Source organism: Flagellimonas pacifica (assembly GCF_900215465.1).
Taxonomy (GTDB): Bacteria; Bacteroidota; Bacteroidia; order Flavobacteriales; family Flavobacteriaceae; genus Flagellimonas; species Flagellimonas pacifica.
The window spans coordinates 370,650-397,215 of sequence record NZ_OBEH01000002.1 but is presented as its reverse complement, the minus strand read 5'-3'; the positions used below and the strand labels follow the sequence as shown (position 1 = coordinate 397,215).

General features: G+C 38.3%; 18 protein-coding genes. 7 read left to right on the top strand and 11 right to left on the bottom strand.

Features of this window, described 5'->3' with window-relative positions; genetic code table 11:
• Positions 1 to 12: 12 nt before the first annotated feature.
• From CRO15_RS07385 to CRO15_RS07365, 5 genes are read right to left on the bottom strand one after another with little or no spacing between them, the layout of a single operon-like run.
• Positions 13 to 3,213, bottom strand: coding sequence for an RHS repeat domain-containing protein (locus tag CRO15_RS07385; RefSeq protein WP_165769931.1), 3,201 nt, complete (start codon positions 3,211 to 3,213; stop codon positions 13 to 15).
• Between the two features lie 5 nt (positions 3,214 to 3,218).
• The gene (locus CRO15_RS07380; RefSeq protein ID WP_097045169.1) at positions 3,219 to 4,433 is read right to left on the bottom strand and encodes a tail fiber protein; all 1,215 of its coding nucleotides are present in this window, start codon (positions 4,431 to 4,433) and stop codon (positions 3,219 to 3,221) included.
• Positions 4,414 to 5,325, bottom strand: coding sequence for an NHL repeat-containing protein (locus CRO15_RS07375; RefSeq protein WP_097045168.1), 912 nt, complete (start codon positions 5,323 to 5,325; stop codon positions 4,414 to 4,416). Before CRO15_RS07375 ends, CRO15_RS07380 begins: the two co-directional genes overlap by 20 nt.
• Entirely contained in the window at positions 5,325 to 6,548 is a 1,224-nt protein-coding gene (locus CRO15_RS07370) for a hypothetical protein (RefSeq protein ID WP_097045167.1), read from the bottom strand. Before CRO15_RS07370 ends, CRO15_RS07375 begins: the two co-directional genes overlap by 1 nt.
• On the bottom strand, positions 6,545 to 7,582 hold the full coding sequence (locus CRO15_RS07365) for a tail fiber protein (protein WP_097045166.1): 1,038 nt from the start codon (positions 7,580 to 7,582) through the stop codon (positions 6,545 to 6,547). The genes CRO15_RS07370 and CRO15_RS07365 overlap by 4 nt, the downstream gene beginning before the upstream one ends.
• An 874-nt stretch (positions 7,583 to 8,456) precedes the next feature.
• Here CRO15_RS07365 and CRO15_RS07355 point away from each other — a divergent pair.
• Complete coding sequence (locus tag CRO15_RS07355) at positions 8,457 to 8,786, top strand: helix-turn-helix domain-containing protein (protein WP_097045164.1); 330 nt, start codon at positions 8,457 to 8,459, stop codon at positions 8,784 to 8,786.
• A gap of 201 nt (positions 8,787 to 8,987) precedes the next feature.
• Here the strand turns inward: CRO15_RS07355 and CRO15_RS07345 are convergent, their stop codons facing one another.
• Genes CRO15_RS07345 through CRO15_RS07320 form a run of 6 tightly spaced genes read right to left on the bottom strand, consistent with a single transcriptional unit; the run spans position 8,988 to position 19,611 of the window.
• Positions 8,988 to 9,791, bottom strand: coding sequence for a toxin-antitoxin system YwqK family antitoxin (locus tag CRO15_RS07345; RefSeq protein ID WP_097045162.1), 804 nt, complete (start codon positions 9,789 to 9,791; stop codon positions 8,988 to 8,990).
• The gene (locus tag CRO15_RS07340) at positions 9,784 to 13,296 is read right to left on the bottom strand and encodes a DUF6443 domain-containing protein (RefSeq protein WP_133067229.1); all 3,513 of its coding nucleotides are present in this window, start codon (positions 13,294 to 13,296) and stop codon (positions 9,784 to 9,786) included. Before CRO15_RS07340 ends, CRO15_RS07345 begins: the two co-directional genes overlap by 8 nt.
• Before the next feature lie 4 nt (positions 13,297 to 13,300).
• Positions 13,301 to 16,666: a SpvB/TcaC N-terminal domain-containing protein gene (locus CRO15_RS07335; RefSeq protein ID WP_097045160.1), complete on the bottom strand. Its 3,366-nt coding sequence runs from the start codon at positions 16,664 to 16,666 to the stop codon at positions 13,301 to 13,303.
• Between the two features lies 1 nt (position 16,667).
• Positions 16,668 to 17,558 carry a hypothetical protein gene (locus CRO15_RS07330; RefSeq protein ID WP_097045159.1) on the bottom strand — a complete coding sequence of 297 codons (891 nt, stop codon included), beginning with the start codon at positions 17,556 to 17,558 and terminating at the stop codon, positions 16,668 to 16,670.
• Positions 17,559 to 17,569: 11 nt separating this feature from the next.
• On the bottom strand, positions 17,570 to 18,499 hold the full coding sequence (locus CRO15_RS07325) for a tail fiber protein (protein ID WP_097045158.1): 930 nt from the start codon (positions 18,497 to 18,499) through the stop codon (positions 17,570 to 17,572).
• A 2-nt stretch (positions 18,500 to 18,501) separates the two neighbouring features.
• Positions 18,502 to 19,611 carry a tail fiber protein gene (locus CRO15_RS07320; RefSeq protein ID WP_133067228.1) on the bottom strand — a complete coding sequence of 370 codons (1,110 nt, stop codon included), beginning with the start codon at positions 19,609 to 19,611 and terminating at the stop codon, positions 18,502 to 18,504.
• A 556-nt stretch (positions 19,612 to 20,167) separates the two neighbouring features.
• On the opposite strand from CRO15_RS07320, the gene CRO15_RS07315 reads away from it, so the two are divergent.
• Genes CRO15_RS07315 through CRO15_RS07290 form a run of 6 tightly spaced genes read left to right on the top strand, consistent with a single transcriptional unit; the run spans position 20,168 to position 26,441 of the window.
• The gene (locus CRO15_RS07315; RefSeq protein ID WP_097045156.1) at positions 20,168 to 20,593 is read left to right on the top strand and encodes a general secretion pathway protein GspG; all 426 of its coding nucleotides are present in this window, start codon (positions 20,168 to 20,170) and stop codon (positions 20,591 to 20,593) included.
• Complete coding sequence (locus CRO15_RS07310) at positions 20,590 to 21,078, top strand: hypothetical protein (protein WP_133067227.1); 489 nt, start codon at positions 20,590 to 20,592, stop codon at positions 21,076 to 21,078. Before CRO15_RS07315 ends, CRO15_RS07310 begins: the two co-directional genes overlap by 4 nt.
• Positions 21,068 to 22,486, top strand: coding sequence for a GspE/PulE family protein (locus tag CRO15_RS07305; RefSeq protein WP_097045154.1), 1,419 nt, complete (start codon positions 21,068 to 21,070; stop codon positions 22,484 to 22,486). The genes CRO15_RS07310 and CRO15_RS07305 overlap by 11 nt, the downstream gene beginning before the upstream one ends.
• Positions 22,487 to 22,490: 4 nt before the next feature.
• Complete coding sequence (locus CRO15_RS07300) at positions 22,491 to 24,722, top strand: type II secretion system protein GspD (protein ID WP_097045153.1); 2,232 nt, start codon at positions 22,491 to 22,493, stop codon at positions 24,720 to 24,722.
• Entirely contained in the window at positions 24,722 to 25,939 is a 1,218-nt protein-coding gene (locus CRO15_RS07295; RefSeq protein WP_097045152.1) for a hypothetical protein, read from the top strand. The genes CRO15_RS07300 and CRO15_RS07295 overlap by 1 nt, the downstream gene beginning before the upstream one ends.
• Complete coding sequence (locus CRO15_RS07290) at positions 25,923 to 26,441, top strand: hypothetical protein (RefSeq protein WP_097045151.1); 519 nt, start codon at positions 25,923 to 25,925, stop codon at positions 26,439 to 26,441. Before CRO15_RS07295 ends, CRO15_RS07290 begins: the two co-directional genes overlap by 17 nt.
• Positions 26,442 to 26,566 lie beyond the last annotated feature (125 nt).

Here is a 26,566-nt window from a genome sequence, read left to right as displayed (position 1 = left end):
GTTGTCATTGGTTTATTGCTGGTTTTGTCCTCCACCGCCACTGCTTCCACCTCCCCCTCCGCTAGAGCAAGGAGTGTTGTTGCTGCGAATGATTCTTGTTGAAGTCAATCCTCCACTAGTGGTTACCAATTTTACCCATTGATAAGTACTGCAAGACACATTTAAACGAAATGTGGAAGTTGTACCTGAATGTGTAGATTCAAAATTGGAACTGCTGGTGCCAATTCCTTTGTACCATTTATATGTATATATGCCCGTCCCACCGCTGGCTGAAGCAATAAAATCTTGATACGTATCCGATGAAGCGCCATAAGTAACACCTACTATGAGTTGATTAGCTGAACTCCCATTACCATTGTACTGTGCTAAATAGTGGTACTGGTTTTCAGAAACCAAATAACCATCTTGATCCTTAATATATTGAAGACGATTGAAATCATCATACTCGTAGGTTGTCAAATACCCCCTGGGATCCGTAATACTTGTAACCCCCATCAAAGGCACATAGGTATAACCAGTAACCTTTGCCTCTGCCATAGTAGTATGATTTCTAATTTTATTAATTTCTGCACGCAAAGCGTTTGAACTAGAGCTACTAGCATTTAGAATTGACATGTTAAGACCTATGCCACTATCTGTTGCATCACTGTACGTGGCATTTACAACCTTAACCACTGGATATCGGTTACCATAACCCCATATAATACTTATTGGCACATTGTCATTGCCGTGATATTGCAACACATTGCCGTATGAATCATATCGATCCACCACAAGATTCGTATAGGCATTAAGGTTTTTCTTTTTAAAGTTGGTCTGCTTAGGTAAAGGTGTACCTCCATTGTTGGTATAGCCAAAAGTATTGTATCCAAAAATCCGTTCTTCATGACCTTGTTGCACGTTATTGATATAATCAAACTTTTCAACATAGTCCGAAATTTGGTTGTTTTGTGTAAATCTGTTATTGATCGTACCTGTTAACTCAAACGGATAAGTATAGGATACCTTACCCACATCTCCATTACTAAAACTAGCAGTTTGGGTTTTAACAATAGTGGGTTTTTGGTTGGTGTATGTGTAATCCGTAATAGAAGTTAGACTATTAGCTCCGTCAAAAGTTTTTTCGGTAGACTGTGTTACGCGATAACTCTCATTGGTCTCCAAATACTTGCTAACATAGTATTGAAATTCATTTGCATAATGATGAGGATTTCCAAATGGATCTGGAGCATATTCCTTATACAAGTAAATTTGGTCAAAGGCATAACCCGGTGTACTTTTTAAATTACTGGAATTGGGTTGGTAAATGTTATTAATTTGATATGTTTTATTACCACTTGGGTCTTTTACTACTTTCTCTGTCAACATACCCCGTTGGTATGCCTTTCTTTTGGTTGGTGGGCCAAAAGGTTTTCCCAAAGGAGAGGTATATTCAAGAATATTAGTCACAGTGCCTATAGTTTGCCTGCTATGCGTTCTAAAATAATTATCATTGGAATATGGATCACCATTACTGATCAAATCCGAATATTTGTTAATTTCCTTGCTTCCGTCAGCATATTCCACAATTACCTCTCCATAGGATACTGCAGCTCCATTAAGGTCGAACAACTCACTTAGCGAAGAAGATTGTGTCCTAAATCCGCCATCATACGTCGGCTGTGAATACCCATCAGGTTTTATAAAAGAACTTACGGACTTCCAGCTGTTTTTGTAAATAGGTTTTGAATATTCAGTACCTGAACTGTTGGTCGTTCCTTCATGTACATAGTTGTAATTTGTAACAACAGAATTCCCAAAATTGTCATTATCCTCTTGACTTTCAATTCTAAGCCCACCAGAATCTATATTCGAACTAGAATTATTCCACTGATTAAGTCCATAATTAAATAGAGTCCATCCGCCCGTAGAATATGTTATTTTTTCAAGAATTCTTGCCTTAGCAGCAGATTCATTAGGTGTTCTATGAATATTGATATCATTCGGAGCGTTTCTTGAAATTAAGTTTGCTTGTCCATTTGAATTATAGTAGCCCCAATGATCAATTTCAGGAGAGTCCCTACGTGGCAATTTGGTTGAATTATAATCAAATTCATACTTCTTTATGCTTTTAAGATACCTATACTCTTCACTAACACTTTTAAGTTTGAGTCTTTTACATTCAGGTTGACTACAATTTTCTTTAGATGTAAAATAGTCCTGATTAAGTTTAATAGTTTTAATTAAACTACCTGAATGGTTGTAAAGTTTAAGTTCGGTAATTTTGGTTGCATTAGCTAGATCATTTCTATCCGCAACGCTGACAATATCAACTCTTCCATATCTTGAAGATATTTTACTTAAAGTTTTATGATTATTGACGTCAGTTACATTGGTCACATTTCCGTATCCATTTCCAAAAAGTGCCGAGGTGGTATATAACTCTAGACTGGTCTCGTAAACCAAATCCCCTCTTTGAACATATTCAAAAGTAAATAGTTCTCCATCTGGCATTTCAATGGCACTTAAGTACCATGATGCGATGTAATCTTCTGTTGTACTGACAGATGATCCAAACGTGGAAACCGTTTTACCTTCTTCTTTCTCTAAATTGTTAACACCAAATTTGTACTTAATCCCATTTTTATCAATTATAGTCCAATAATTATTTGTGCTCATTGGCCCAAAGGCTGGCAAGATTTTAAAGTCTCTTTCTGGTGTCATAATAACTTCTCCAGTTGCGCTGAGTACAAATCTTCCAGTTTGTCCAAGAAAGTTAAAAAAGTATACATCGGGTTGAGCATCCCAGGTGTTGAAACTAAATGTGTTGAAATATGGTTTTATTTGATCAAAAATGTAATCTACATTTTGACCTCTTTGGTTAGTTCCAACATATCCATCTTCGTGATCGTCAGGTTTTCCCCGTACTGTTCGGGTTATAACTCCTCCAGCATTAAGCGACCAACCAAGTCCTATTGAACTTGCAATCTCGTTAACTTTATTACCTGCCGAATGGTAAGTTATTGATATGGGGATGTTAAGATTCTTTCCTTTTAGTTCCAAAAGTGGTAAGTTAATTTGAGCTAAACCAGTATATAGATCAACTGGAATTTTGGCGTATTCTGCCATGGCACTTGCTTCTGGCGAAGGAGGAAATATGCCATCAAGTTGATTACTATTTTGGGCAAAACCAAACATTGGTATTAAACACAATACTAATTTTAAAAATCGCATAGAAATCATTTTTTACTATTGGTTAGATATTTTTCCAGTTTTAGAAGCCTTTCTTCCAAACTTTTGTTCTTTTCTTTTTGTAAGGATAATTGCTTTTGTTGTTGTAGGGTATATAGCGTCAACTCCTCAATCTTTTCCAAGAGCAGTTTGTTCATCTCTCCAAGATGGATACCATTTTTCTCCACTTCTTTAGCTGAAGGAATGTTGATCAGGTGACCTTTTTCTTGGATATGCCTTTCTACTTCTTCCAGCGTGGGCAAAACATAATCTTCTTTAAAAACATAATCCGCCCAACCCGTCTCCACCTTGATTTCCTCTGCTCGGATTTTTCCCTTAACAGCCAATTTCCATGTGCCGGGATTAGAAGTCCCAATTCCCACATTTCCTGTAACATCCGTAATCACCATTTTAGGTGCAGCATCCATTGTCAATCCATGGGATATAGAAAATGCATTACCATTATCCTTTACACCTACGGACCATTTTGAATTAGACTCAGATCCTTCAAAAAAACTGATATAGGCATCTCCAGGTCCGGATTCGCCGTTTCCCACTAAATGAATCTGGCCTTGCGATTGTTCTCCACCTTCTCCTTTAACTTGTAACTTACCCGTTGGGCTGGCAGTGCCAATACCAACATACCCCGTTACATCCTTAATAACAAGTTTAGGGGCAGCGTCCATGGTCAGCCCATGGGATATGGAAAATGCATTGTCATTATCTTTAACACCTACAGACCATTTTGAACCGGATTCGGAGCCCTCATAAAAACTTATGTAGGCATCTCCAGGGCCAGTTTCCCCATTCCCAACCAAATGAATCTGTCCTTGTGACTGCTCTCCCGAACCACCTTTAATTTCAAGTTTCCCCAATGGATTAATTGTTCCTATCCCCACATTACCCGAAGTTAAAATGTGCATGCCAAGCAGTGATGCATGGGGACTGGTCCCATGAGCCAGGTATATTCTTTCCTGTGCTGAACCAACACCATACAATCCAACTCCACCCCATTTAGTGGTACCGGTTGGATTATAAAAATGGGTTCCGCGCGCCCATCCACCCGTTGTAGATGGAATTTTAAAACGAAGACTGTACCCATCCATGATTACATCTGAATTTGTGGGATACTGATTTTGGGAAAAACTCTCTTGGGCACTTATTAATAAAAATAGGAACAGACCTATTCCAAAATTGAAAATCTTAATCTTGTGGTTTCTCATTGTTGTTATTTTTTAGGTTTTCTATTTCCTGCTGTTGTATTTCATTTTCTTTTTTTAATTCAAGTACATAAAGAGTCAATTCCTCAATCTTCTCCAACAACAGTCTGTTCATCTCACCAAGTTGGATACCATTTTCTTCTACCTCCTCTGCTGATGGGATATTGATTAGATGGCCATTTTCATGAATGTATTTTTCCACTTCTTCAAGAGTGGGCACATCATATTCTTCTTTGAATACGTAATCTGGCCATCCTATTAGGTCTACCTTTACTTCTTTTGCATGGATGTTTCCATTTACCGCCAACTCTGAATCTGGTGAAGTTGTACCAATTCCAAACCTTCCTGTATTTGTATAGGTAAAAAAAGTAGACGGATTTGAAGAGTTATTTATAAATAGATTATTTCCTGTATGCTGAATTGAGAAATTCCAGCTTTTCCCCCCTCTTTCTACAGCCAGTGCTGCTCCACCGTTTGGGTTTTTAATATGTAGTTTTGAGGAAGGTGCTGTAGTTCCTATCCCCACACTGCCTCCATGCGCAAAGGTTACGACCTGCCCATTATTGTAGTCATTAAAATAAACCGAATCGGTATTTGGGTCATAATCAAACCCTCTGTCTTCTGAAAACCTTATTTTATTTCCTATTGCCCATATGGTACCTTGAGTACTTAAGAATCCATTATTGCTAATGTTGCCCCCAATACCAAAAGTTATGACCTTACCATTATTGTAATCGTTGAAATAGACCGAATCTGTATTTGGATCATAATCAAATCCTCTGCTTTCCGAAAACCTTATCTCGTTCTCTGGAACAAGGTGTTGAGAACTAGTTTTTGTTGGTATAAGTAAGAAGCTTATACAAAGTAGTATTGCCAATTCAATTTTTAAGTTCATTATTCTGATTGGTTCTGGTTTAAAATTTGCTCAAGTTTTTGCAATCGCTCTTCTTGCTCAGTCATTATTAATTTAATCTGGGTGAGTTCTATCTCCATTTTTTTTAGCCCTTGTTTCTTTTCATTCAGTTGTTTTTGCTGTTGTAGGGTATAAAGGGTGAGTTCCTCAATCTTCTCCAACAATAATTTGCTCATCTCTCCAAGTTGAATACCATTTTCTTTCACTTCTTTCGCCGATGGGATATTAATCAGATGTCCTTTTTCCTGAATGTGTTTTTCCACTTCCACTAGTGTGGGAAGATTGTAGTTTTCTTTAAAGACATAATCTGCCCAACCAGTTTCCACTTTAATTTCTTCGGCCCGGATTTTGCCTTTTATAGCAAGTTTCCAAGAACCTGCATTTTTTGTCCCAATTCCAACATTTCCATTTGAGGTGTTTATAGTAAGGGCATCCCAACTTTCTTGACCACTATATCTTGTACCTATTCCAAAAATGTTCCCTCCAAAATTTTCTTCAGAATAACCAATGTTGACTCCCAGCAAACCACCATCCTGTCTTAATTGAATCAAAGGGTTGTCCGATTCGTTATTGTTATCAGTATCTGCCTCCAACCTAAATATGGCATCACCTGTTGTACCCGCTGAAGCATGTAATTTTCCTTGTGGAGAGTTGGTTCCTATACCCACATCTCCATTCCCTTTAAAAACCACCTTATCCGTGGCACCAGTATCGGTCACAGTTCTCAGTCTCATGATATCTCCATTTTTGGTCCCTACAAAAAGTGTACTGTGCCCATAAATTTCATTGGTATCCATAATAATGGAATTGGCACCATCATGAATGGTGAAAATGCTATTGCCTGGATTCCATTTCCCGCCAATAGTTGTGGTTCCAATAACTTTTAATTTTGAATCGGGATTTGTGGTTCCTATACCCACATTACCATTTGGTTTAAAAACCATTTTATGGATACCATTAAAAGCAAACCCTATACCACTGGTTTTATGTAGGTTAATTCCATAAGCTGCGTTATCCAATGTCCCTATTGTTGGGTCGGTTGCAATAAAAGCATTCGGAATCCTTACTTCATTGCTCAATCGCAAGACTGGCCCTACTATTTCATCAGTGGTACTTACCTCATTACTTACTGTTGTTGTATCCCATTGGGCATGGATTGACTGGTTAAGCAAAAAAACCATAACCGCATATCTGAATATTCTCATTCTTTATCTTTTAAAAGTTTTTCGACCGTTTTTTCCAAAAAGGCAATTCTCTTGTTTGAAATCTCTAGTTTTTCAATTTTCCTTTCTTGCTCCAAAGTATAAAGTGTCAACTCCTCAATTTTCTCCAAGAGCTTCATGTTCATCTCGCCTAATTGAATACCATTAGCCTCCATTGTTTTGGCCGAAGGAATATTGGGCAGGTGCCCAAATTCTTTAATATAGTTTTGGACTTCCTCTAAGGATCTAAGGTTATAATCCTCTTTAAAAACATAATCAGGGGCAGGAACGGAGAGATCTACCTTGACCTCCTCTGCATGGATATTGCCCTTTACAGTGAGTTTGGAATCTGGGTTTGTAGTGCCAATTCCAAAATACCCGTTGCTTTTTAGGTATGCATGGTTGGCATCATAGGCTCCTGATCCCGAAAAAATCAATCCTCCCAATGCAGAATGCTTAATCGCTGCATTGGTATGTCCCGCCCTATGAAAGGATAGAACCACATCTCCAGCGTCGCTATTCTGAAGTTCCAAAGTGTGGTTCCCTGTTATCCAATGAGAACCGCTGGAAACACCTATATTCCCACTAATGCTGGCAGTTCCATTTACTTTTAGCATCTCATCGGGTGCAGTGGTGCCTATACCCACTTTGCCACTGGAAGTAAAGGTCACTTTGTTTGGATTGTCATGCCTATTGGCATTTCCAAAATTGAATTGAAGACTGGAATCTCCGTTCCCGCTAGTTGTCTGCCTTGCTATGGACCAAACATCCGTATTGGAAGATGTATTTCCTTCTATTAAATTCAAGGCAGAACCCCAGGTTCCGGAAGAATTTGATATAATGTCTATTTGAGAATCGATAGCTTCAAGAACAAAATCTGAATAGGTGGATTTTACACCAACATTGTCCTTTAGAACATGAATTTTTGTTTCTGGGGTTGTAGTTCCTATCCCTACATCGCCATTAGCGCTTTCATGTACCTGCGCGTTGACTGCCAAAGTGGTAAAAAGTAAAAGTGGTAAGATTTTGATTTTCATATTATATATATTAAAGAGGAAAAGTTTTGAAGAAACAATTGAACAACTTAAACCATGTGATGGTCCAAGTGAAAATAATAGTGTGGCCTGCATTGAAAGAAGAATTGTTGAAACTGGATATCATCATTTTAAAAGTAAGAAAATACTTACTAAAATATGTGATGAAAACATTTTTTATACAAGCATTTTACCCAATAAAATTTAAATGTTTGATTATCAAAATTTTATGTAGAAACAGCACTTTAGTTTTTAGCTGTAAACAACCAAAATTTCATGATTTTCTTAGAGAAGAAACATGGAGGTTTTCCTTTTTTGGGATTCGTTCGATGGGCAAAATTTTAAACCTTAACCAACCATCGTTATGGAGATGTAAAAGCCAGCTTATAAATAAGAACTGGCTCATGTTTATCATGTTTTGTTTACTCTTGTACGCCACTAGTTATAAACTAGCGGGAGCGGGGGCGGGGGATTTTTTTGAAGATATTTCATGAACGATGGCATTTGATAAATTTATTCTATAAAAAACCACGGCAGTAATGCTACGCCACTAGTTATAAACTAGCGGGAGCGGGGGATTTCTTTGAAGATATTTCATGAACGATGGCATTTGATAAATTTATTCTATAAAAAACCACGGCAGTAATGCCGTGGTTTTTATTTCTGTTTACTCTTGCTTCATTCCACTAGTCACAGACTAGCGGTAGCGGGGGTATTTGATTCATTTAACTAATCCTATAAAAATATTTTATTCCTACATATATGTAGCAAAACTATAATATCTTTATGAAAGAACCAAACATAACTTAATTTTATCCTACAAATATTGTTTGTATATTTGACATTTTTTACTAAATGCTGTATAAAACATACATTTATGACTTTTGGTGAACGTTTGGCGATTGTTAGAAAGAGACGTAAGATGTCCCAAGCGGATGTTGGTAAAATAATCAACATTAATGGCGATGCCTATGGAAGATATGAGCGTGATGAAGTTAAACCAACCATTGACATGGCCAACAAGATTGCCAATGCCTTAAAAGTGAGTTTGGATTTCCTTGTTGGTAATACAGATTTGGAACTTGATACAGAGACCTTAAAACGTGTAGAGGATATTTCTAAATTATCTGATGATAACAAAAAGCACATCTATATCCTGTTAGATGCGCTTATTCGTGATTTTAAAACTAAAGAAGCTTACGCTTAAAAAATTTATGAAGCCTATATTAATAATACTATTTCTAATTATTGCATTTTGGTCAGTAATTACAACTTTTAGAGCTATTTACCTTATACTAACAAAACAGTTTAATGGCTCAAAAACAACTTGGATACTTATTGTTATGATAGGATTTATCGGACCTATTCTTTGGCTCACTAAAGGAAAAAAACTGCTTGAAAAATAAGATTATTTTCTTTTAAGCTTTATTTCATTAATAATATCTTTAAACAATCCTTCATATTTAAGAAAAGAATTTTCTTTCTCGTTTAAAGCAAGACCTGTTATTATATAGGTTCTTTTATTACTGAAAATCCACGTAGTAATACCTCCAATATTTATGCCTTGGGAACTTCCAATATAAACTTTCTCAAAGTATGTGTTATCCTCAAAAACATATTCCCGTTTTTTAAGCACTTTATAATTATTTAGGCTTGATTTTAAAACATCATCGTTCTTCTTCAAGTAAGTCTCAATTTCACTTGTATTGATAGATGATTCATACGTAATGGTTAAATTAGGACAGAAAGGAATATCTTTTTCACATTCTTTCTTTAAAGCTAACAAAACAGGGGTTTGGGCATCTTTAATTACTGTCCATTTTTCAGGTATTTCTACTTGCAAAACAGCATCTATTATTTTTGAACGGTACTCAAAATCGCTGGTATCCAAATTATAAACCAAGCTATCGTTGTAAAAATGTTTTGCTGATTTTATTTTACCTAAAGAATCGTAGTATTTCCATAGACCATTTTTCTTTCCTTTGATTTTAACACCAGATTCTTCTACTGTTTGATTTTTAAAGTACTTAAAATAAGCTCCGTGTTCTATTCCTTCTTTTAATTCTGCTCTTAATTTGACATTACCATTAGCATAATACTCTTGTTTTATATCCGAACTTTTATTTGGATTGTTCAATTTGACTTGCTTTGATTCATCTTTACAAGATATTATTGTTATGATAACTATAAGTAAAATATATTTTTTAATCATTGATATTTATTCCAATTTTTAAGTTCACATTAAGTCCTAATCCTAAAGTTGCACCTAATCCAAGGTTTACACCATAAAAATTATCTTGCTTGCCTGTTTTGACATCAGATGAAGGCCCATTAGGGACATTAAGACTACTTGTATTGTTTCCTCCAGACCTTGATTTTGTTTCTGTTATTGGTGCTACAAAGTAAAGACCTCCATCTACATTTGCATCTCCTTCTGAACGATATGTTGCTGATATATCACCACCTACCACAGGATATCCTACCACATCTACTGTTGCTCCGATACTATGAGAAAATTTAGCATCTCCATTATTGCCAATATGGTCTCCTGTATACGAATCTGGATTTAAAGGGTCTGTTAAATCTGCTTGACCAGAAACTAATTCAAAATTTATAGCATTAACATCTACATCTACACCTACAGCTCCTGCTTTAACCTTAAATCCAGCCTGAAGCCCAAGTGTAGCATCTCCCGAAGCTTCTACAACAGGTTCAATTTTATCTAACCCTAAAAAGTTGCTGACTTTATTTATCGTTGACTCAAAAGCTCTTGCTATACCACTTCCATCAAAAGGAAAATTTCCGAGTTCTAAACCTTCCAACTCAACACCCATTCCCATCTTGTTTTCTTGGAACGCATAAGTTGAGTTATATGGGTAGTCCTCGGCCAACGGATCAATTTGCCAAAAACGTCCGATTGCAGGGTCGCTGATACGGTACTTCCATTCGTGGATATTCAATCCTAAATCATCTGTAAACTCTTGGCTTTGATACTGTTTAAAATCATTCTTCACACCTTGAATAATATTATTATATCCACGATGTTCGAGACCATAAGGATAGTAATTTTGCTCTCTCAAGATTTCCGTATCTGGGTCGATAGAGCCATTGCCATCCGTATCAGAATATGTTAATCTTACATTATCCCATATATCTTTGTATTGATAGACATAATCGTAGCCTCCCGAGCCATCGGGCTCAACGTACCCCTCGGGGTGCGGGAACATTTGCAATTGGCCGTTCTCATAGATGTAATTACCGGCATATTCTGTCACAGAACTTCCCGCGGTCTTCTTCAACTTGGTGCCCACGGCATCGTAAATATACGAAATTGTACCGCCGGGCAGGGTCACCGAGACGGGCAAATTCAAATGGTTGTACGCTATCGAGCTTATGCCCTTGTTGTCGTCCTTGGTCATGTTCCCGTTGGCATCGTACCAATAGTCCTGGTCATCAGCAGAGCTATCCTTGAAGCCGTGGCCATCGTTCCCATCGTCACGCACTTTGTAGAGCCTGTTGCTGGTCTCGCTGTTGAAATAGTCGTAGTCCAGCACGTCCATATTGGAATAGCTCCCGTTCTGCCATCCGTTCCTTGTAAGGGTCCCTATGTTACCGTTCTTGTCATAGTCGATGTTGGAGACATTGTAGTTACTACTGTTTGCGGTGGCGCTGGTAATCCTGTTAAGCGCATCGTAACCGTACCGGTACCATTTAAGGTTGCCGTCCGTGTTGGCCGTCCGCCACTCCGTCTCCGCTATGTTGCCATTAAAGAGGGCCGTGCCGCCATGGTCCGCCGTGTTGTAGTTGATATCAAAGGCAAAAAGGTCGCTCCCCAGGTTGTTCGGGTCGTTGATCTGCTTGAGCCACCCCCTCACATTGTAATCGTAGTCCACCATCTGCAGGCCGCCACCTATTTCCTTGGTGATCAACTGCCCGATACCGTCATAAGTGTTCTCCAAGATCGTTTCGGTACTTCCCCCAAGGGTCTGCTCCTGTTTTAACAACCTTGCCATATGGTCGTAGGTAAAATTGTCGGTGGTCACTATCGCTAGATCGCTGCCCTTGGTATGGGTGGCCTTGGTCTCAATGGCCTTGCCCCCAAAGTCCAGTCTGGTCTCCACCACATCGATAGTACTTAGGTAGTTGTTCTTGCTTGCATTGTACACGGCCCTCCCCTTGGTATCATAGCCTGTTATGGTCGTGATCCAGTCATTTGTGGTGAGCACCCATACCTTGCTTACTGTGGCCAGCCCTTTTAGGGCATTGCCGCTTGCCGTGGACTGCCCCAATACCGACGAAGGCACACTGAGACCGTTACTGTCCACATAGCGATCATAATAATTGATGGTGTGCAGTTCGGTGATCCCACTGGTGGGATATACGCTGCCATTGCCTGAATAGTGCACCGAAGTTCCTCCAACTGAGGTGGAAGATGTGCTTCCGGACACAAATTGTACGCTGGTACCATCCGCATTGCCCTGGTGCGTTGTCCTGGAACCACTACTGTTGACCAATCCCGTATAGGCAACACGTCCAAAGGCATCGTACTTGGTAAAGAGCCATTTGTTCTGGGCATCCAAGTTGGCATCCTGCGTCATAATCGGTTGGTCCAGCTTGTTGTACACGATGTGCTCCCATCCCTTGCCGGGAATCTTCTTCTCCACCAAGCGGTTGCGGTGGTCATATCTGTACTGGTAGCAGAGCTCGGAGAGCTCCGTGGAGGATATACTGCTGTCGTGCAACACCTTTGGTGGCAGTACATAGGTGAGGTTGCCATAATCGTCGTACACGTAGTAGGTATCGTGGTCCCCGTTGTTATGGGTACGCTTGAGCACCACCCGTCCTTGTTTGTCCGTGAACTCCTCCGTAGTATGGTTCGTGCCATTACTGTGGTTCTCGTCCCTGGTGATGTTCTTGTACAGCTCATCTGCCCCATAATGGCCATCGGCCACCAAGGTTGGTGTATAGGTGTTGTTGGAAAAGGAAAGGGTGACCTTGTAGCGCCTCACCTCGTTGGCGGCGTTGGATTCGTAGCCAAATTCTATCTCATGCCCGTTGCCTACTTTCCAGTCCTTGCCCGGCGCCCCCTGTTCCATGATACGGTTCAAGGGCGAGGGCTCGAACTCCTTCTGGGAATAGGCGTTCACGTTGCCCGTGGAGAGCCCGGTGAAGTCACTCCCATAGTTGCTCTGGTAATATTGTTGGGTGGGTGTTTCCACATTTCCACGATAACTGCCAATGCTTCCCGTCGGCTCAGGGTAGGGAAGCCACTCCTTGTCCTGCCTCCCATAATCGTCATAGCTTACATGGGTGACGATGTCCTTGACATCATCAGAGGCCTTGAGCGCCATCCGTTGCATCGGCCGGCCCAGACCGTCAAAGTACGTGACCGACTCCAAAACGTCACCTTCCTTGGACGTGGATGCATTAAAACTTGTCATTCCCTTCTGATAGCTACGGGTGAAGATGTAGTTCTCATCGCTCAGCGTTATGGCCTCATAGGGGTATTCCGCCGTGGAATTGCCAAGTACCGTTATGGTAACATTGCTACCAGATTTGAGCCAGGTATTGGGCTTTAGCGTAACGCTCTGTATCGCTATAAGGGTGTCCATTCCCGTTACCGTGTAACTGCCCTGCTTCACTATCGTCTCCGGGGTCTGCGCATGGCCAACTTGAAGGGCCAGCAAAAACAAGATTATCGTGATATACTTTTTCATCTCCTTATTGATTTTTGTAGTGGTACTCATAATCCGTCACCAGTTCGTTGTTCTGGTCCCTGACCTCCTTGAGGCGGTTGAAACTATCGTACACATAATAGATGGTCCGGCCGCCGGGGTCCGTGGTGCTCGTGACACCAACAAGGGGATCATAGGTGTACGTGGTTACAAGGGCATTAGGTAGTCCAGATCTTATCTTGTTAAGTGTGCTTCTCATCGTAGCTTCATTAGCAATTCCATTTTTAACATCGGTCAACTCACCAGGTGTTAAAGTGGCAACGACCTGCGCATGGGTTGCGTTTTCAACTTTTGCCACTGGATATTGCTCACCATATCCCCAGATATAACTTATTGGAGCTCCACTCTCCTTATTTACTTGCAACGGGTTTCCTTTACTGTCATAATCATGATATACAATACGGTTTTCGAGGGTTCCATTACCTTTTGAGGTTCTTATATATTCAGGTAGATAGTTAGAACCAAAAGAGTTATAGATTGTCCTGTGTTCACTGAGTTGCTTTTCTGGGTTGGTTCCAATCTTTTTAAAGCTTTTAACCTGAATAGGTTCTGCAATTCTATTCTTATTTATTAAGGTTTGATTTCCCACATCGTGAGCATACGATGTAGTTGTTTTTAACAACTCTCCCCTGCTGTTTGTAGTTTCAGTTTTAGTGGGCAGCAAATGATTGAGATTTTCATAGAAGTAGTTGGTGGTCTTTATTACTGGGTTACTACCATTTACGTCATAATCTTTCGTGATTGTCTGCGAAAGTGCTTTTCTGCCCAAAGAAATTTCACCGACAAAATAGCTAAAGTGATAATTATTTCGTCCATAAATATGGTTGCTACTAGGCCCAACCCACAGCCCATCATCGAAATCTGGACCCAAATAGATTTTTGAAATCAAATTGATCTTAATGTCAGATGTTACCTGTTCTGTATATTGATTCTCGGTTGTACTGACCTTTGTATACGAAGGGTTTTGTATCGTTCCCGTGTTTTTATAGATTTCTTTTTTATCCAAGGTTCCATAACGCCAATTATCTGTTCTAAAAAAGGAATAAGTATCTGTGTTTAGAGCATTGTCAAAAAGAACAGTCAACAAACCGTATTCATCTATATCTGTAATATCAAACTGAGGGTGTTTAAAAGGTATTGGGGAACCCAACTCCAACAGTCTACGAGAAGCAACAGTGTTGTAATAATATACTGTTTTTCCATTATCACTGGCATCACTAATACTTATGTTATATTCAGTAACTTTTCCGTATTCCACAACAGGTCTGCTTCCTATATTGTTGTCATAGACAACATTTGTAGAGATCAGTTGATTAAGTTGTCTGTTGTTATTTAAGAAAAAGCTAGTCTCACCTCTACTCTTTTTAGGTTGCAACACATTGACTCCCTCATATTCAAACTCTTTTATAGCTACCGGAGTACTTGAAACCCCATCATAGTTTTTAATAGATTTTATCCGTAGGCCTCCATAAACATCATTGTGGGTTATGGTGTTGGTAGTTCCGTCATATTCCCGCCAAGTAGCCATTATACTGGTAATGGGACATCCATAAGCTGAAAAATTACCTGAACCATACTGGTATGCCTCTAAAGTGTGCATACCGGTGCTAAAATCTACGTCCACGGTATAACTTAACTCCGCCATTGATCCATTTGTAGGACCCGAGTATACTTGATTGTCATATTCTGCGCGGGTAAATCCATTGCCATGTGCGGTAACCGGGGCGAAATAGATGTGTAGTTTACCACTTCCGTCCACATATTGACTTCCCACGGTAAACGAGGTATTTGCTTCTGAAGAGCCATAATTGGAATTACATCCCGTTCCATACGCCACAACAGATGCATTTTTACCTACCTCTACCTGCTCGGTTGTTTGATAGGTATGCGTATAAGTATCATATTCAAATACGGTATATCCACCTGTAGGATAGGTTATTTTTTGAAGGGAAGCAGCTTTCATTTTGCTCTCATTCCCATTCCTATCTCCTGTTCCCACATTATAACTTATAGGAGGTCCTGCTGCTCCCAAGGAACTGGTTGTGGAAAAAGTTCCGCTTGTAGGTAATAGCAAACTGCCCGTATTTGTATTTGCATATCCCCATTGATCTTGCTTTGTAGAGCCTCTTAACGGTAACGTCGTACTATTGTATTCAAAGGCATATTCATGACCAACTCCATTTTTACCTATTATTACCTTGTCCAACTTTAAGGATTTGGTTCTACTATTAACCAATCTTGTGCCGGTAAAGGCACTACCAAGTGCTCCCCAATGTCCATCAGGGTAACTACCTCCAGACCTAGTAAAATAGCTATAATTGAACGTGTATTCTTCAACCAATGTTACGTTTGCCCCCCCAAAATTTCCGGAATACACTTTTATGTTATCCAAACGATATTCATCATCCAAATCTTGTCTTCCCAATGCTGAATTGAACAACACATGCCCATTTTCAAATTCAATCCGCTCAAGATATTTTTTATCACTGTACCGTATATTGGGATAAGTTCCTTTTACCGACTCAGCCGAAGGTTGAACAACACTTTCTCCACCAGCCACGGGGTAGTCTCCTGTATTGTTTTTGGCTTTATATTTGAACTTAATGACATCTCCCTTAGGTGATATCATCTCTGTAAGATACCATGCACTTACATAGTCATACGCATTTATATAGTTGTTGGCTGGTATTGTAGAAATCTCTGTAGCATCATGATTATCCAATGCTGTTCCAAAACGTAAGGTAGTTCCATCTGTTCTGACAACTTCAATCTCAGTGCTTGATACAATAGTTACGTTTGCTTTTGTCCGATCCGAAAAAACAATACTATTCCCATTACTAAAATCAAAATAAAATGTACCTGATATACCAGGGGCATTTATGATAAATTCATCTGTCTGACTATCTTTCTGCCCAGACCAAACTCTAAACATATAGTCATAATTGGTTTGGTTAAAAGCCGCATTGTTCAAATCAATAATATCTGAGGTTGCTTTAATATTTTCCGGAATTCCTTTTGTATTCCTAATTATAGCGCCTCCCGCATTCAACGTCCATCCCAAACCGACCCATGAAGCCAATTCATTTACTCTGATACCCTTGGTATTGTAGCTTAAGCTAATATCCATAGTTTGTTTCCCGGTGTTTATGGTATAAATGGGCACACCGGCATTTACGGTACCCAAATTATGATTGGCTGGAAACAAGCCATACTGACCTAAGCTGGCTGCATTGGGAGATACCGGAGCATAACTTTCCAATTCTGGGGTAGAATTTTGTGAATATCCCATAATAGGAATGAGTGCAAGCACCAATATCTTTACAATTATCTTTACATTGTGTTGTACCATCATGTTAGTTTTTTTCTTTAATCATTTTGGATATTAACTTTCTCATTTCCTGCAATTCATTTTCAAGTTTTAGCATCTTGGTATTTTCCGTTTTTAACTGGTCTATTTCTTTTTGCTGTTCGATTGTATAAAGAGTCAACTCCTCAATCTTTTCCAACAGCAGTTTGTTCATCTCACCCAGTTGGATGCCGTTTTCTTCTACTTCCTCTGCCGAAGGGATATTCATCAGATGCCCTTTTTCTTGGATATATTTTTCAACCTCTTCTAAAGTGGGCAGATCGTAATCTGCGTTAAAAACATAATCGGCCCAACCCGTTTCCACTTTGATTTCTTCTGCTCGAATCTTACCCTTTACAGCCAATTTGAAGGAACCGGGATTGCTTGTGCCAATACCCAAATTACTTTCCACATACCAAGACCTATTATAAAAGTGATATCCAAATTCTTGACTCCAATCCCAACCAGAATTATCAGCCAATCTCGGTGCTAGGTAATTCCGATGGTCGGTACCACCGGTATGCTTAGATCCCCAATACATTTTTTCCGCTCCTGTCAAAAAGGTGATGTTCCCATTTACATCCAATTTTGCACCCGCATTTGATGTTCCAATTCCAACGTTACCCCCTTGAGGATTCAAAAATGTATTCCCTTGACTATAATGATTGATATAAGTAGAATAGCCCCCATTTTTAGAATCTAAATGTAAATTACCATTGGTAGTAACCACTGATGCATTAGTCGTTCCGCGTCCATTCCCTCCAACCTTTAAATACTGGCTCCAACTTGTATTTGGACCAAAGAGCAAATAGGCATCGCCTGTATTGGGGTTTCCCGTGGTCTGGGAATACCCCCCCAGAAGTGAAAACAGGCACAACAAAATTGTAATACTTTTCATTAATTTTCTATTTAATTGATTAATAACTTTTCAAGCTTCGATATGCGTAAATCTTGATTTTTGTTTTTCTCTACCTCCCTTTCTAATTGTTCGATTTTCTTTTCCTGCTCCAACGTATAAAGCGTCAACTCCTCTATCTTCTCCAACAGTTTCATGTTCATCTCTCCCAATTGAATTCCGTTAGCTTCCATTTCTTTGGCCGAAGGGATATTAGGCAGGTGCCCAAATTCTTTAATATAGTTTTGGACTTCCTCCAATGATCTAAGGTTATAATCCTCTTTAAAAACATAATCCGGTCCGGGAACGGAGAGGTCCACCTTTACCTCTTCGGCATGGATTTTGCCTTTTACAGTGAGTTTGGAATCTGGGTTTGTAGTGCCAATTCCGACTTTACCACCATGGGGATTGAGGGCCAGGTTATAAAAATTGGCTGATGCTTTGTGCCTCGATTGTATCCATGAATAGAAAAGACCTGAAGCATTAATTCCCATATTGAGGACGCCACCTGTTCCACTACCCCCCATCACTATTCCATTGGTGGGAGTTGTTCCCGAAGCTGTCCCTCCACTTCCCTGATCTAAAACATGAAGTTTAGTCATGGGGGCATTTGTGCCTATTCCAACATTGCCATTAATTTTTACTTTTAAAAATGAAGTGGCAAAATTATTGCTTCCGAAGTCTAAACCATATCCATCACTAATTCTCAAACCATAGGTATACGTATCGGTGTTTGCACCACCATGTTTTAAGTACAAGTAATCTCCAATACCGGACAACCACCCAGTCCTGAGTAAGGGCCTATTATATTGTCCATCATCAATGGCAAAAGAAAAATCTGTAGTAATATTATTTACCCGCCCTGATGAAGAAGAAGAAACCTGGGCATTAGAGAATATAAATGACAGTAAGGCCGTACATGTTAACAATTTTAATCCGTTCATTATTATTGTTTTAAAAGTTTTTCAATCTTTTCTATCCTTTTTTTAAGAGCATTCAACTCCTCTAATTGCTGTTGTTGTCGTATAAGCTTTTTTTCCTGCTCCAACGTATAAAGAGTTAACTCCTCAATCTTTTCCAAGAGCTTCATGTCCATCTCTCCCAATTGAATTCCGTTAGCTTCCATTTCTTTGGCCGAAGGGATATTAGGCAGGTGCCCATGTGCCTTGATATAGTTTTGGACTTCTTCCAGGGATTTGAGGTCATAATCCTCCTTAAAAACATAATCCGGTCCGGGAACGGAGAGGTCCACCTTTACCTCTTCGGCATGGATTTTGCCTTTTACAGTGAGTTTGGAATCCGGGGATTCGGTCCCTATACCAACTTTTCCATTACTCTGCACCTTCATCCTAACATTACCACCACCATCTTCCAACCTGAGTATTGTTGGATTATTTGTGGATTGTGATCCGCCATAACCGCTTTGTACCAATAGCCCTTGTCCATCTCCTCCACCGTTATAAATTTTTGCAGTCCAAGAATTGTTGATGGATTTACGTACCTCAAAAAATGCAGAAGGATTGGATGTGCCTATTCCAAGATTACCACTAAAGTACCATGACCTGTTGTATGCGTGATATCCAAATTCTTGGCTCCAATCCCATCCTGAATTATCTGCTAAACGAGGGGCTAAATAATTTCTATGATCAGTACTCCCAACATGCTTTGAACCCCAATACAACTTTTCAGTTCCTCTCAAAAAGGTGAAATTCTCATTTATGTCCAACTTTGCCCCCGGAGTTGTAGTGCCTATTCCAATGTTTCCTGATGAGTTAATTACCATATCACTAGCAAATCCATATCCAAGTCTTAAATAATTTCCAGAGGGGTCATCCTGTATTGTATAATAATTGTTTCCTGTAAAATCTCCATCACTATCGAACAATAGATAGTTCTTTAATTTTAAAGCCCCTTGAGTGAACATATCATTTGAAGTCCCAGTTTGAATTAAATCTCCATCGTTGATAGTGGCATTTCCATTGGTGGGGAAATTATTGGTCTGTCCTATGGTTATCATTGGAATCATAAGAAACAAGATGAGTGTTTTTCTTTTCATCGTATTATTATTTGTTTTGAATTGATTTTACATTAATCTATTATATCTATAGTTATTATAGAAAATTATTTATCTGGATTTATTAAGAACATAGCCTGATGGAGAAATTGTATATATGATTTTTAGTTTTTCCAATGGGTCATAAACCCATAGTTATAGATTACCCTGATCTAAATCTGTAAGTATAGTTTTGGTGGAGAGTATTTATGGAAATTAGACGGTGAAATTCTTTTAAACAAGAGATGAATACCATTTCAATGGAACTATATGGGTTAGTATTTATTGGTAAGAAAATTACTACTTTTTTAAACTACCCTTACAATTTTTAACACTATTTTTATTTTCAATTAATTGAAAATAAAAACTCTTCATCAAACTATTGAAAACCAAAAACTTAATCCCTCAACATCCTTTCAATATCCAGACATCATTCTTAATCCTAAAATATTTATTGAAAATTCTATATCAGGTTACAAGAAAAAAGCTACATTTAAAATAAGATGAGATTCTTGACAATCCTACTATGTGAAATTATAATGTTGGAATAGTTATTTATATGAAAAAATCAAAAGTCCTTTCATTTCAAAAAAACAAGATTTCGGCCATAAACCTACAGGAAACCCTCATAGTACTTGCTATAATAGGCATATTGCTCTTGTTGGCACTGCCAAATCTTATGCCTTTAATTTCAAAGGCCAAGAGTGTTGAAGCCCAAGTGCAATTAAAAGCCATTTATAACGCCCAGACCACTTATCGTTATATGCACAGCAAATATTCCAATATCATGGGAGAGCTGGATTTTGAGCCACCAAGAACAGTTAAAGAAAATGGAACTGCCAACTATGTTTATGAAATTCTCAGTGCGGATAACGCTACCTTTAAGGCTAGAGCTGAAGCAATTACCGATTTTGATGGAGATGGGGTATTTAATGTATGGGAAGTTGATGAAAATGGGAATCCCAAACAAATTGTAAAGGATTGACCACCACACTAACAGTTTTGACCATGGCATGTATAGGTTGTATTAGCGTTCAGGATTTTAAAGAGCGGAAAGTGTATTGGTGGCTGTTCCCGTTAGTAATGTTACTTTTAGGATATCTTCATTTCTTGAACAGTTCAGATTCATGGGTGTTTCTAAATCACATTTCCTTAAATGCGCTACTTGTTTCCATGATTATATGCATCCTTTATCTGTTTACCCGTATAGTGGCCAAAAAGAAATTTTTGAACCATAGCTTGGGGCTAGGGGATATTCTGTTTTTCTATGGATTTGCTTTGGGCTTTCCAACGCTTACGTTTATCATCCTCTTTTCAAATGCTATTTTGTTTTCACTATTTGTGTTTTTAATACTTAAAAAAAAACGACAGTTAAAGACAGTTCCTTTGGCCGGATTTATGGGTTCTTTTCTGATTTTAATGTTCTTTTATGTTCTAATCTTTAAATTTCCCCTACTATATGCATATTAAGGAAAAAGGATTGCAATTGGCCCCTGAACTTGTGCAATATATTTCTGCTGAGCAAGCATTCCATTATAGGATTGTACCGAAAGAAAACAATAATGGAATCATAACTTTTTATACTGATACTATTCCTCTTGAAGACCTTCTGTCCGAACTGCAGATTGTTTTGGAGTTTCCCTTAAAGCTAGAAACATTAGACACTTCCTTACTTCAAGATTTTTTGAGTGCAAATTACCGGCAAGCTCAGGTCAAACAAAACAGTGAATTACATTATACTCCGGATTTTCTAGAAAAAATATTGATCAACGCTAGGGCTATAGGAAGTAGTGATATTCATTTTGAGCCCTATGAAACCCAATGCAGGGTTCGTTTTAGGTTGGATGGAAAATTAGTGGAGCAATTTAATGTTCCCATAAATGAATATCCCACCATTGTAAACAAAATTAAGATAAGGGCTGATTTGGACATTGCTGAAAAGCGATTGCCACAAGATGGGAGAATTACCGTGAAGTTTAATGAAACTGAATTTGATATCAGGGTCTCATCCCTTCCTACACTTTTTGGTGAAAAAATTGTACTGCGAATCTTGAATAAGGATACGCAATCTGTTAGTTTGGAGGATTTGGGTTTTAATGCTTCTGAACTTCTTAGATATAAAGAAGGAATTAAAAATCCAAACGGAATTATTTTGATTTCCGGCCCAACAGGTTCTGGAAAAACCACCACGCTCTACGCCACCTTAAAATTGCTGAATGATGCTAAGACCAATATTCTTACCATAGAAGATCCCATAGAATATACATTGGAAGGAATCAATCAGGTGCAACTAAAAGAAAATATAGGATTAGACTTTGCCAGTGCCCTACGAACATTTTTACGTCAAGATCCAGATATTATTATGGTTGGTGAGATTAGAGATGTTAAAACAGCCAATATGGCCATAAGAGCTGCATTGACCGGCCATCTGGTGCTTTCTACCATACATACCAATTCTGCATGGGCAACTATTTCAAGATTGATTGATATGGGCATACCCCCATTTCTCATTGCAAATACGCTGAATATAAGTGTTGCGCAACGTTTGGTAAGAAAACTTTGCCCTAAATGTAAAAGAAAGGATGCTATCAAAAAAGAGTTGTTTCCTCAAGGTTTTGATTCGCCAAAAAGCTTGAAGTTTCACTTTTCTCCAGTAGGATGTCAAAAATGTCACCATACTGGCTATAATGGGAGAAAGGCCATTTATGAGATTATTTCAATAAACAAAGCTTTGATTCCACATATCAAGAACAATGTGTTGGACATTCAAGGATATTTAGAAGAGCAACAGATCATGACTTTAAAAGACAATGCCCTTTCTCTAGTGGAAAATGGCGTAACCTCTATAGAAGAAATATATCCCCTGTTAACCAATTAACCAAATGAAGAAAAACTTATTACTTATATTTTTATCTTTTTCCATTTTTGCTTTTTCACAAAACCAGGGAACACGAATACAGAATATCCAGAATAATTTGGAGGCATTGGCTGTTGATAATCCTGAGCTTTCAGAAAACTTAAAACTAGATATTAATGTAAACAGTGTATCGCTGTCCAATTTTCTCTTGGCAGTTTCCCAGGTACATAAGATCAATATCACTATTGATCCTGCTTTACAAGGAATAAACATTGTCAATAATTTCTCTAATGTTACCGTTTCTGACTTACTGGTTTTTTTATGCAAACAATATGATTTAGACATTTCTTTCACTGGAAATATTCTTTCCATCCATAAATATCAGCCACCACCTGAAATTATCCCAGAGAAACAAGTGCAGGCAAGCTTTGACGCTTTGAACAATCTAATCTCCATAGATTTAAAAGGTGACCCTTTGGGAAAAGTATTTAGAAAAATCATAGATATTTCTGGACAAAACCTATTGTATTCCAAGGGAATGGAAAACACCCTCCTTTCCATCTATATCAAGGATGCGCCCCTTGACATAGCTATGAAAAATATGGCTGAGGCCAACAATCTAATCTACTCCAAATCAAGAGATGGATTTTATCTGTTTGACCAAATAAATACAAATGAAGATGTAAATCTTGGACGTTCGCGCAGAGGTACTTCTGGGGAAAACTTCTATTATCAGGTGTTGGATACTGTTAATAGAATATTGGATGTTGATTTTAACAATATCCCTATTGCTAGCATTGTTCAGGAAATAAGTCTAGATCTAGACTTGGATGTTTACATGGCTACGCCGTTAACTCAGGCGGGTAACATTACATTCAAAGCAAAGCAAATTTATTATGATGAATTATTGACAAAAATATTTGAAAGTGAGACTGTTCAACCATCTTATGATACAAATACAAACGGGCAGCGAAATAGTCAACCACAAAACAGAAACAATAGCCCGAACCAAGGAAGAACAGTTTCAACCTCCTCTCCTACTTCAAAGAATACAAATTTCACCTTTAAAAAGGAAAATGATCGTTATTTCTTTGGTACTGCTGACCAATTGAGTGTTAGAAAATTGGAAATAGTGCAAATGATGCACCGTTCTGTGGAATTGTTGGGAGATCCAATGCAATCTACCGGTTATGGAAGATCTGCAGGAAGAACAATTCAAGGTGGAGTCAATTACCTTGGCGCAAATGGATTTCAGAACGGAACGAATGGTTTTGGTAATAACCAAGGAAATTTTAGACAAAACCCCAATACTCCAACTAGAAGAATCAATACCCAAAACAACCAATTTGGTGACTATTCCTCTAATGCAGAAGCAATAGTCAATATTTTACCTGATGATGTAATTGCGGATTTAGACATCAAAATTGATTATGAACTCAACAGTTTTTTGGTCAGCGGGCCGGCAGCCAGTATTAATCGTTTCAAAAAGTTTATAAAACAGATAGACAAGCCTGTTCCGGTCGTCTTGATTGAAGTTATGCTTATTGAAGTGCGAAAATCAGCAACGATTGAAACAGGCATAAGCTGGGGAATTGGTGACGAACCTGTTGCAACGAAGGGGGGTATTTTTCCAGAAACCGATTTGACCCTTGGTGCCAAAACGGTCAACAAGATTATTGGTGGTTTTGATGGTTTTGGGTCTTTCAATATTGGTAGAGTGGTACCAGAGTTTTTTGCAACAATCAAGGCAATGGAAGCCAATGGTAATATCAAAATCAAATCAACACCCAAGCTTTCTACTTTGAACGGGCATCGTGCCAACCTTTCCATTGGAGAGACCACCTACTATGTAGTCACTAGTCAAAACTTTTTTGGTTCCCAAATACCCACTGCTTCTGAGATACGTAACTTTCAACCCATAGATGCACAACTGGCCGTTAGCATAAAGCCTTTGGTTTCAGGAAATGGACAGGTGACCTTAGACATCAATGTCATACAGTCGGATTTTAGCTCGGAACGTATTGATGAGGATGCACCTCCCGGACTTACTTCAAGGGAATTTAGCTCCATCATTAGAATGCAAAACCAAGACTTGGCCATTTTGGGTGGGTTAGAAGAAAAAGTAAAAAATGATTCAGGTAGTGGCGTTCCTTTTTTGGCCAGAATACCTGTTATTAAATGGTTGTTCAGTAAACGAAAGAGAGAAGACTCTAAACAGAAACTGACCATTCTCATTAAACCTACAGTGATTTACTAGTGCTAGATGCTTTAAGAACATACGTAGAAAAAGGAAAAGTATTCCAAGGTCTGGAAATCTTTGAACGTGATGGTACTATTAAATTCCACTTTGTAGAAACTCGTATCAAACAAAAAGAACTGATTATTTCTGAACATCATCAATTTGGTACGCTTTCCCAGCTTCAAAAAGTGGTCCAGCCTTCTGTCCCTCTTTGCTTGGTATACAATGCCAGTGGAGTTATAACTAAAATAGGAAAACCGAGTACTACGCTTAAGGGTAAGGCTTCAGTTGAACAATTGTTCCCGGGGCTTAACTTTGAAAACTTTTATTTTCAAATTGCGCATCTTAAAGAATCCCAAGTTGTGAGTATTGTAAAAAATACGGTTGTAGAGGAATACCTAGCCAAATTGATGGATATGAAACTAAACGTTGTGGGGGTATCTTTGGGCATAAGTTCATTGGAATTGGTTTTGGAGCATATAAATCAGGATACCATCTATACCCATACAAAAAAAATCACCTTGGGTAATACTGATAACCATAGTTTTCATATAACAAAATTTGATGCTCACAATACCTCCCATACATACAATATTAATGGATTGAATATAGACAGTTCTGCCTTATTGACTTTTTCTGGAATTTTAAACTTCCTCTCTCCCACTTCGATAGACAGAACAAATTTTGACCATCTCACCCAAAGCCTACTATTTAAGTTTAAGAATAATAGGATTTTTAGCCTATCACTCCGTACTTCCTTAATTTTTGTCCTTTTTGTATTGTTAGTCAATTTTTTGGTCTTCAGTGCTTATTTCAACAAAACCCAAGCCGTACAGGAAAAATTGGCTTTCGACAATGAGACCAGAAAAAGCCTTACCCTGATTCAAGATCGTGTTTCGGAAAAAGAAAAAAAAGTTGAGGCCGTACTCTCTTCCTCTAATTCGAGAACATCATTTTACATGGATAGAATAGCAGGTAGCATCCCGCAACACATTTTATTAACAGAAATGCAATACCAGCCGCTTAAAAAACCTGTACAAGAGTCAAAACCGATTGAACTGGACATCAATAGTTTTTTGGTTATGGGTACCTGTACGCAAAGTGAGGAGTTTTCAAATTGGATTCAAAAATTAGAAGGTATTGAATGGATTAAAGCCGTGGAGACCATGGATTATGATTATAAAAACTCAAGTAGTTCAATCTTTAAAATAAAGATTTATGTGGAAAAGCCTTAAAAATAAAAACACTTTGTTACTATTCGGTTTTTCTCTTGCAATATTCCTTTGCTATAAGCTGGCCATTTCCAAAACATTGATTCTACGAAAAGAGTACCAAAGGTTGAGCCAAGAGGAACAATTATTTAGGAATGTTCCTCAACAATTAGCCTTGTTATCTAAAAAAGAGAGCCATTTGGACTCGTTGCTGCAGCAGTTAAATCTCAACAATACATCATTGGAAAATGATTTGTTACGCATGGTAAATCATGAAGTTGCAAAAAATGACCTAAAGGTCATTGACTTTAACCCTCCACATGTTTCTGAAATAAATGGAACATTGACCAAAACATACAATTTTACATTACGGGGACCTTTTACCTCATTGATAAGGCTCATCCATACTCTTGAACAACAATACAGCTTTGGTCAGATTACACATTTAGATTTTACAAAGCAGAAGAACTACCGTTCAAGAAAAGATTATTTGGAAGTTACTGTATTTATTCAAAGATTGGAGTGAATCAATTTTAGAATGTACTAGTATTCGGTTACCAGATATGTTCAAAAAATATTTATGAACTTATCAGTTTTATAACAATCCGCGTAAAACCTCAGGTAATTAATCCTTTTAAAAAACTAACTGTT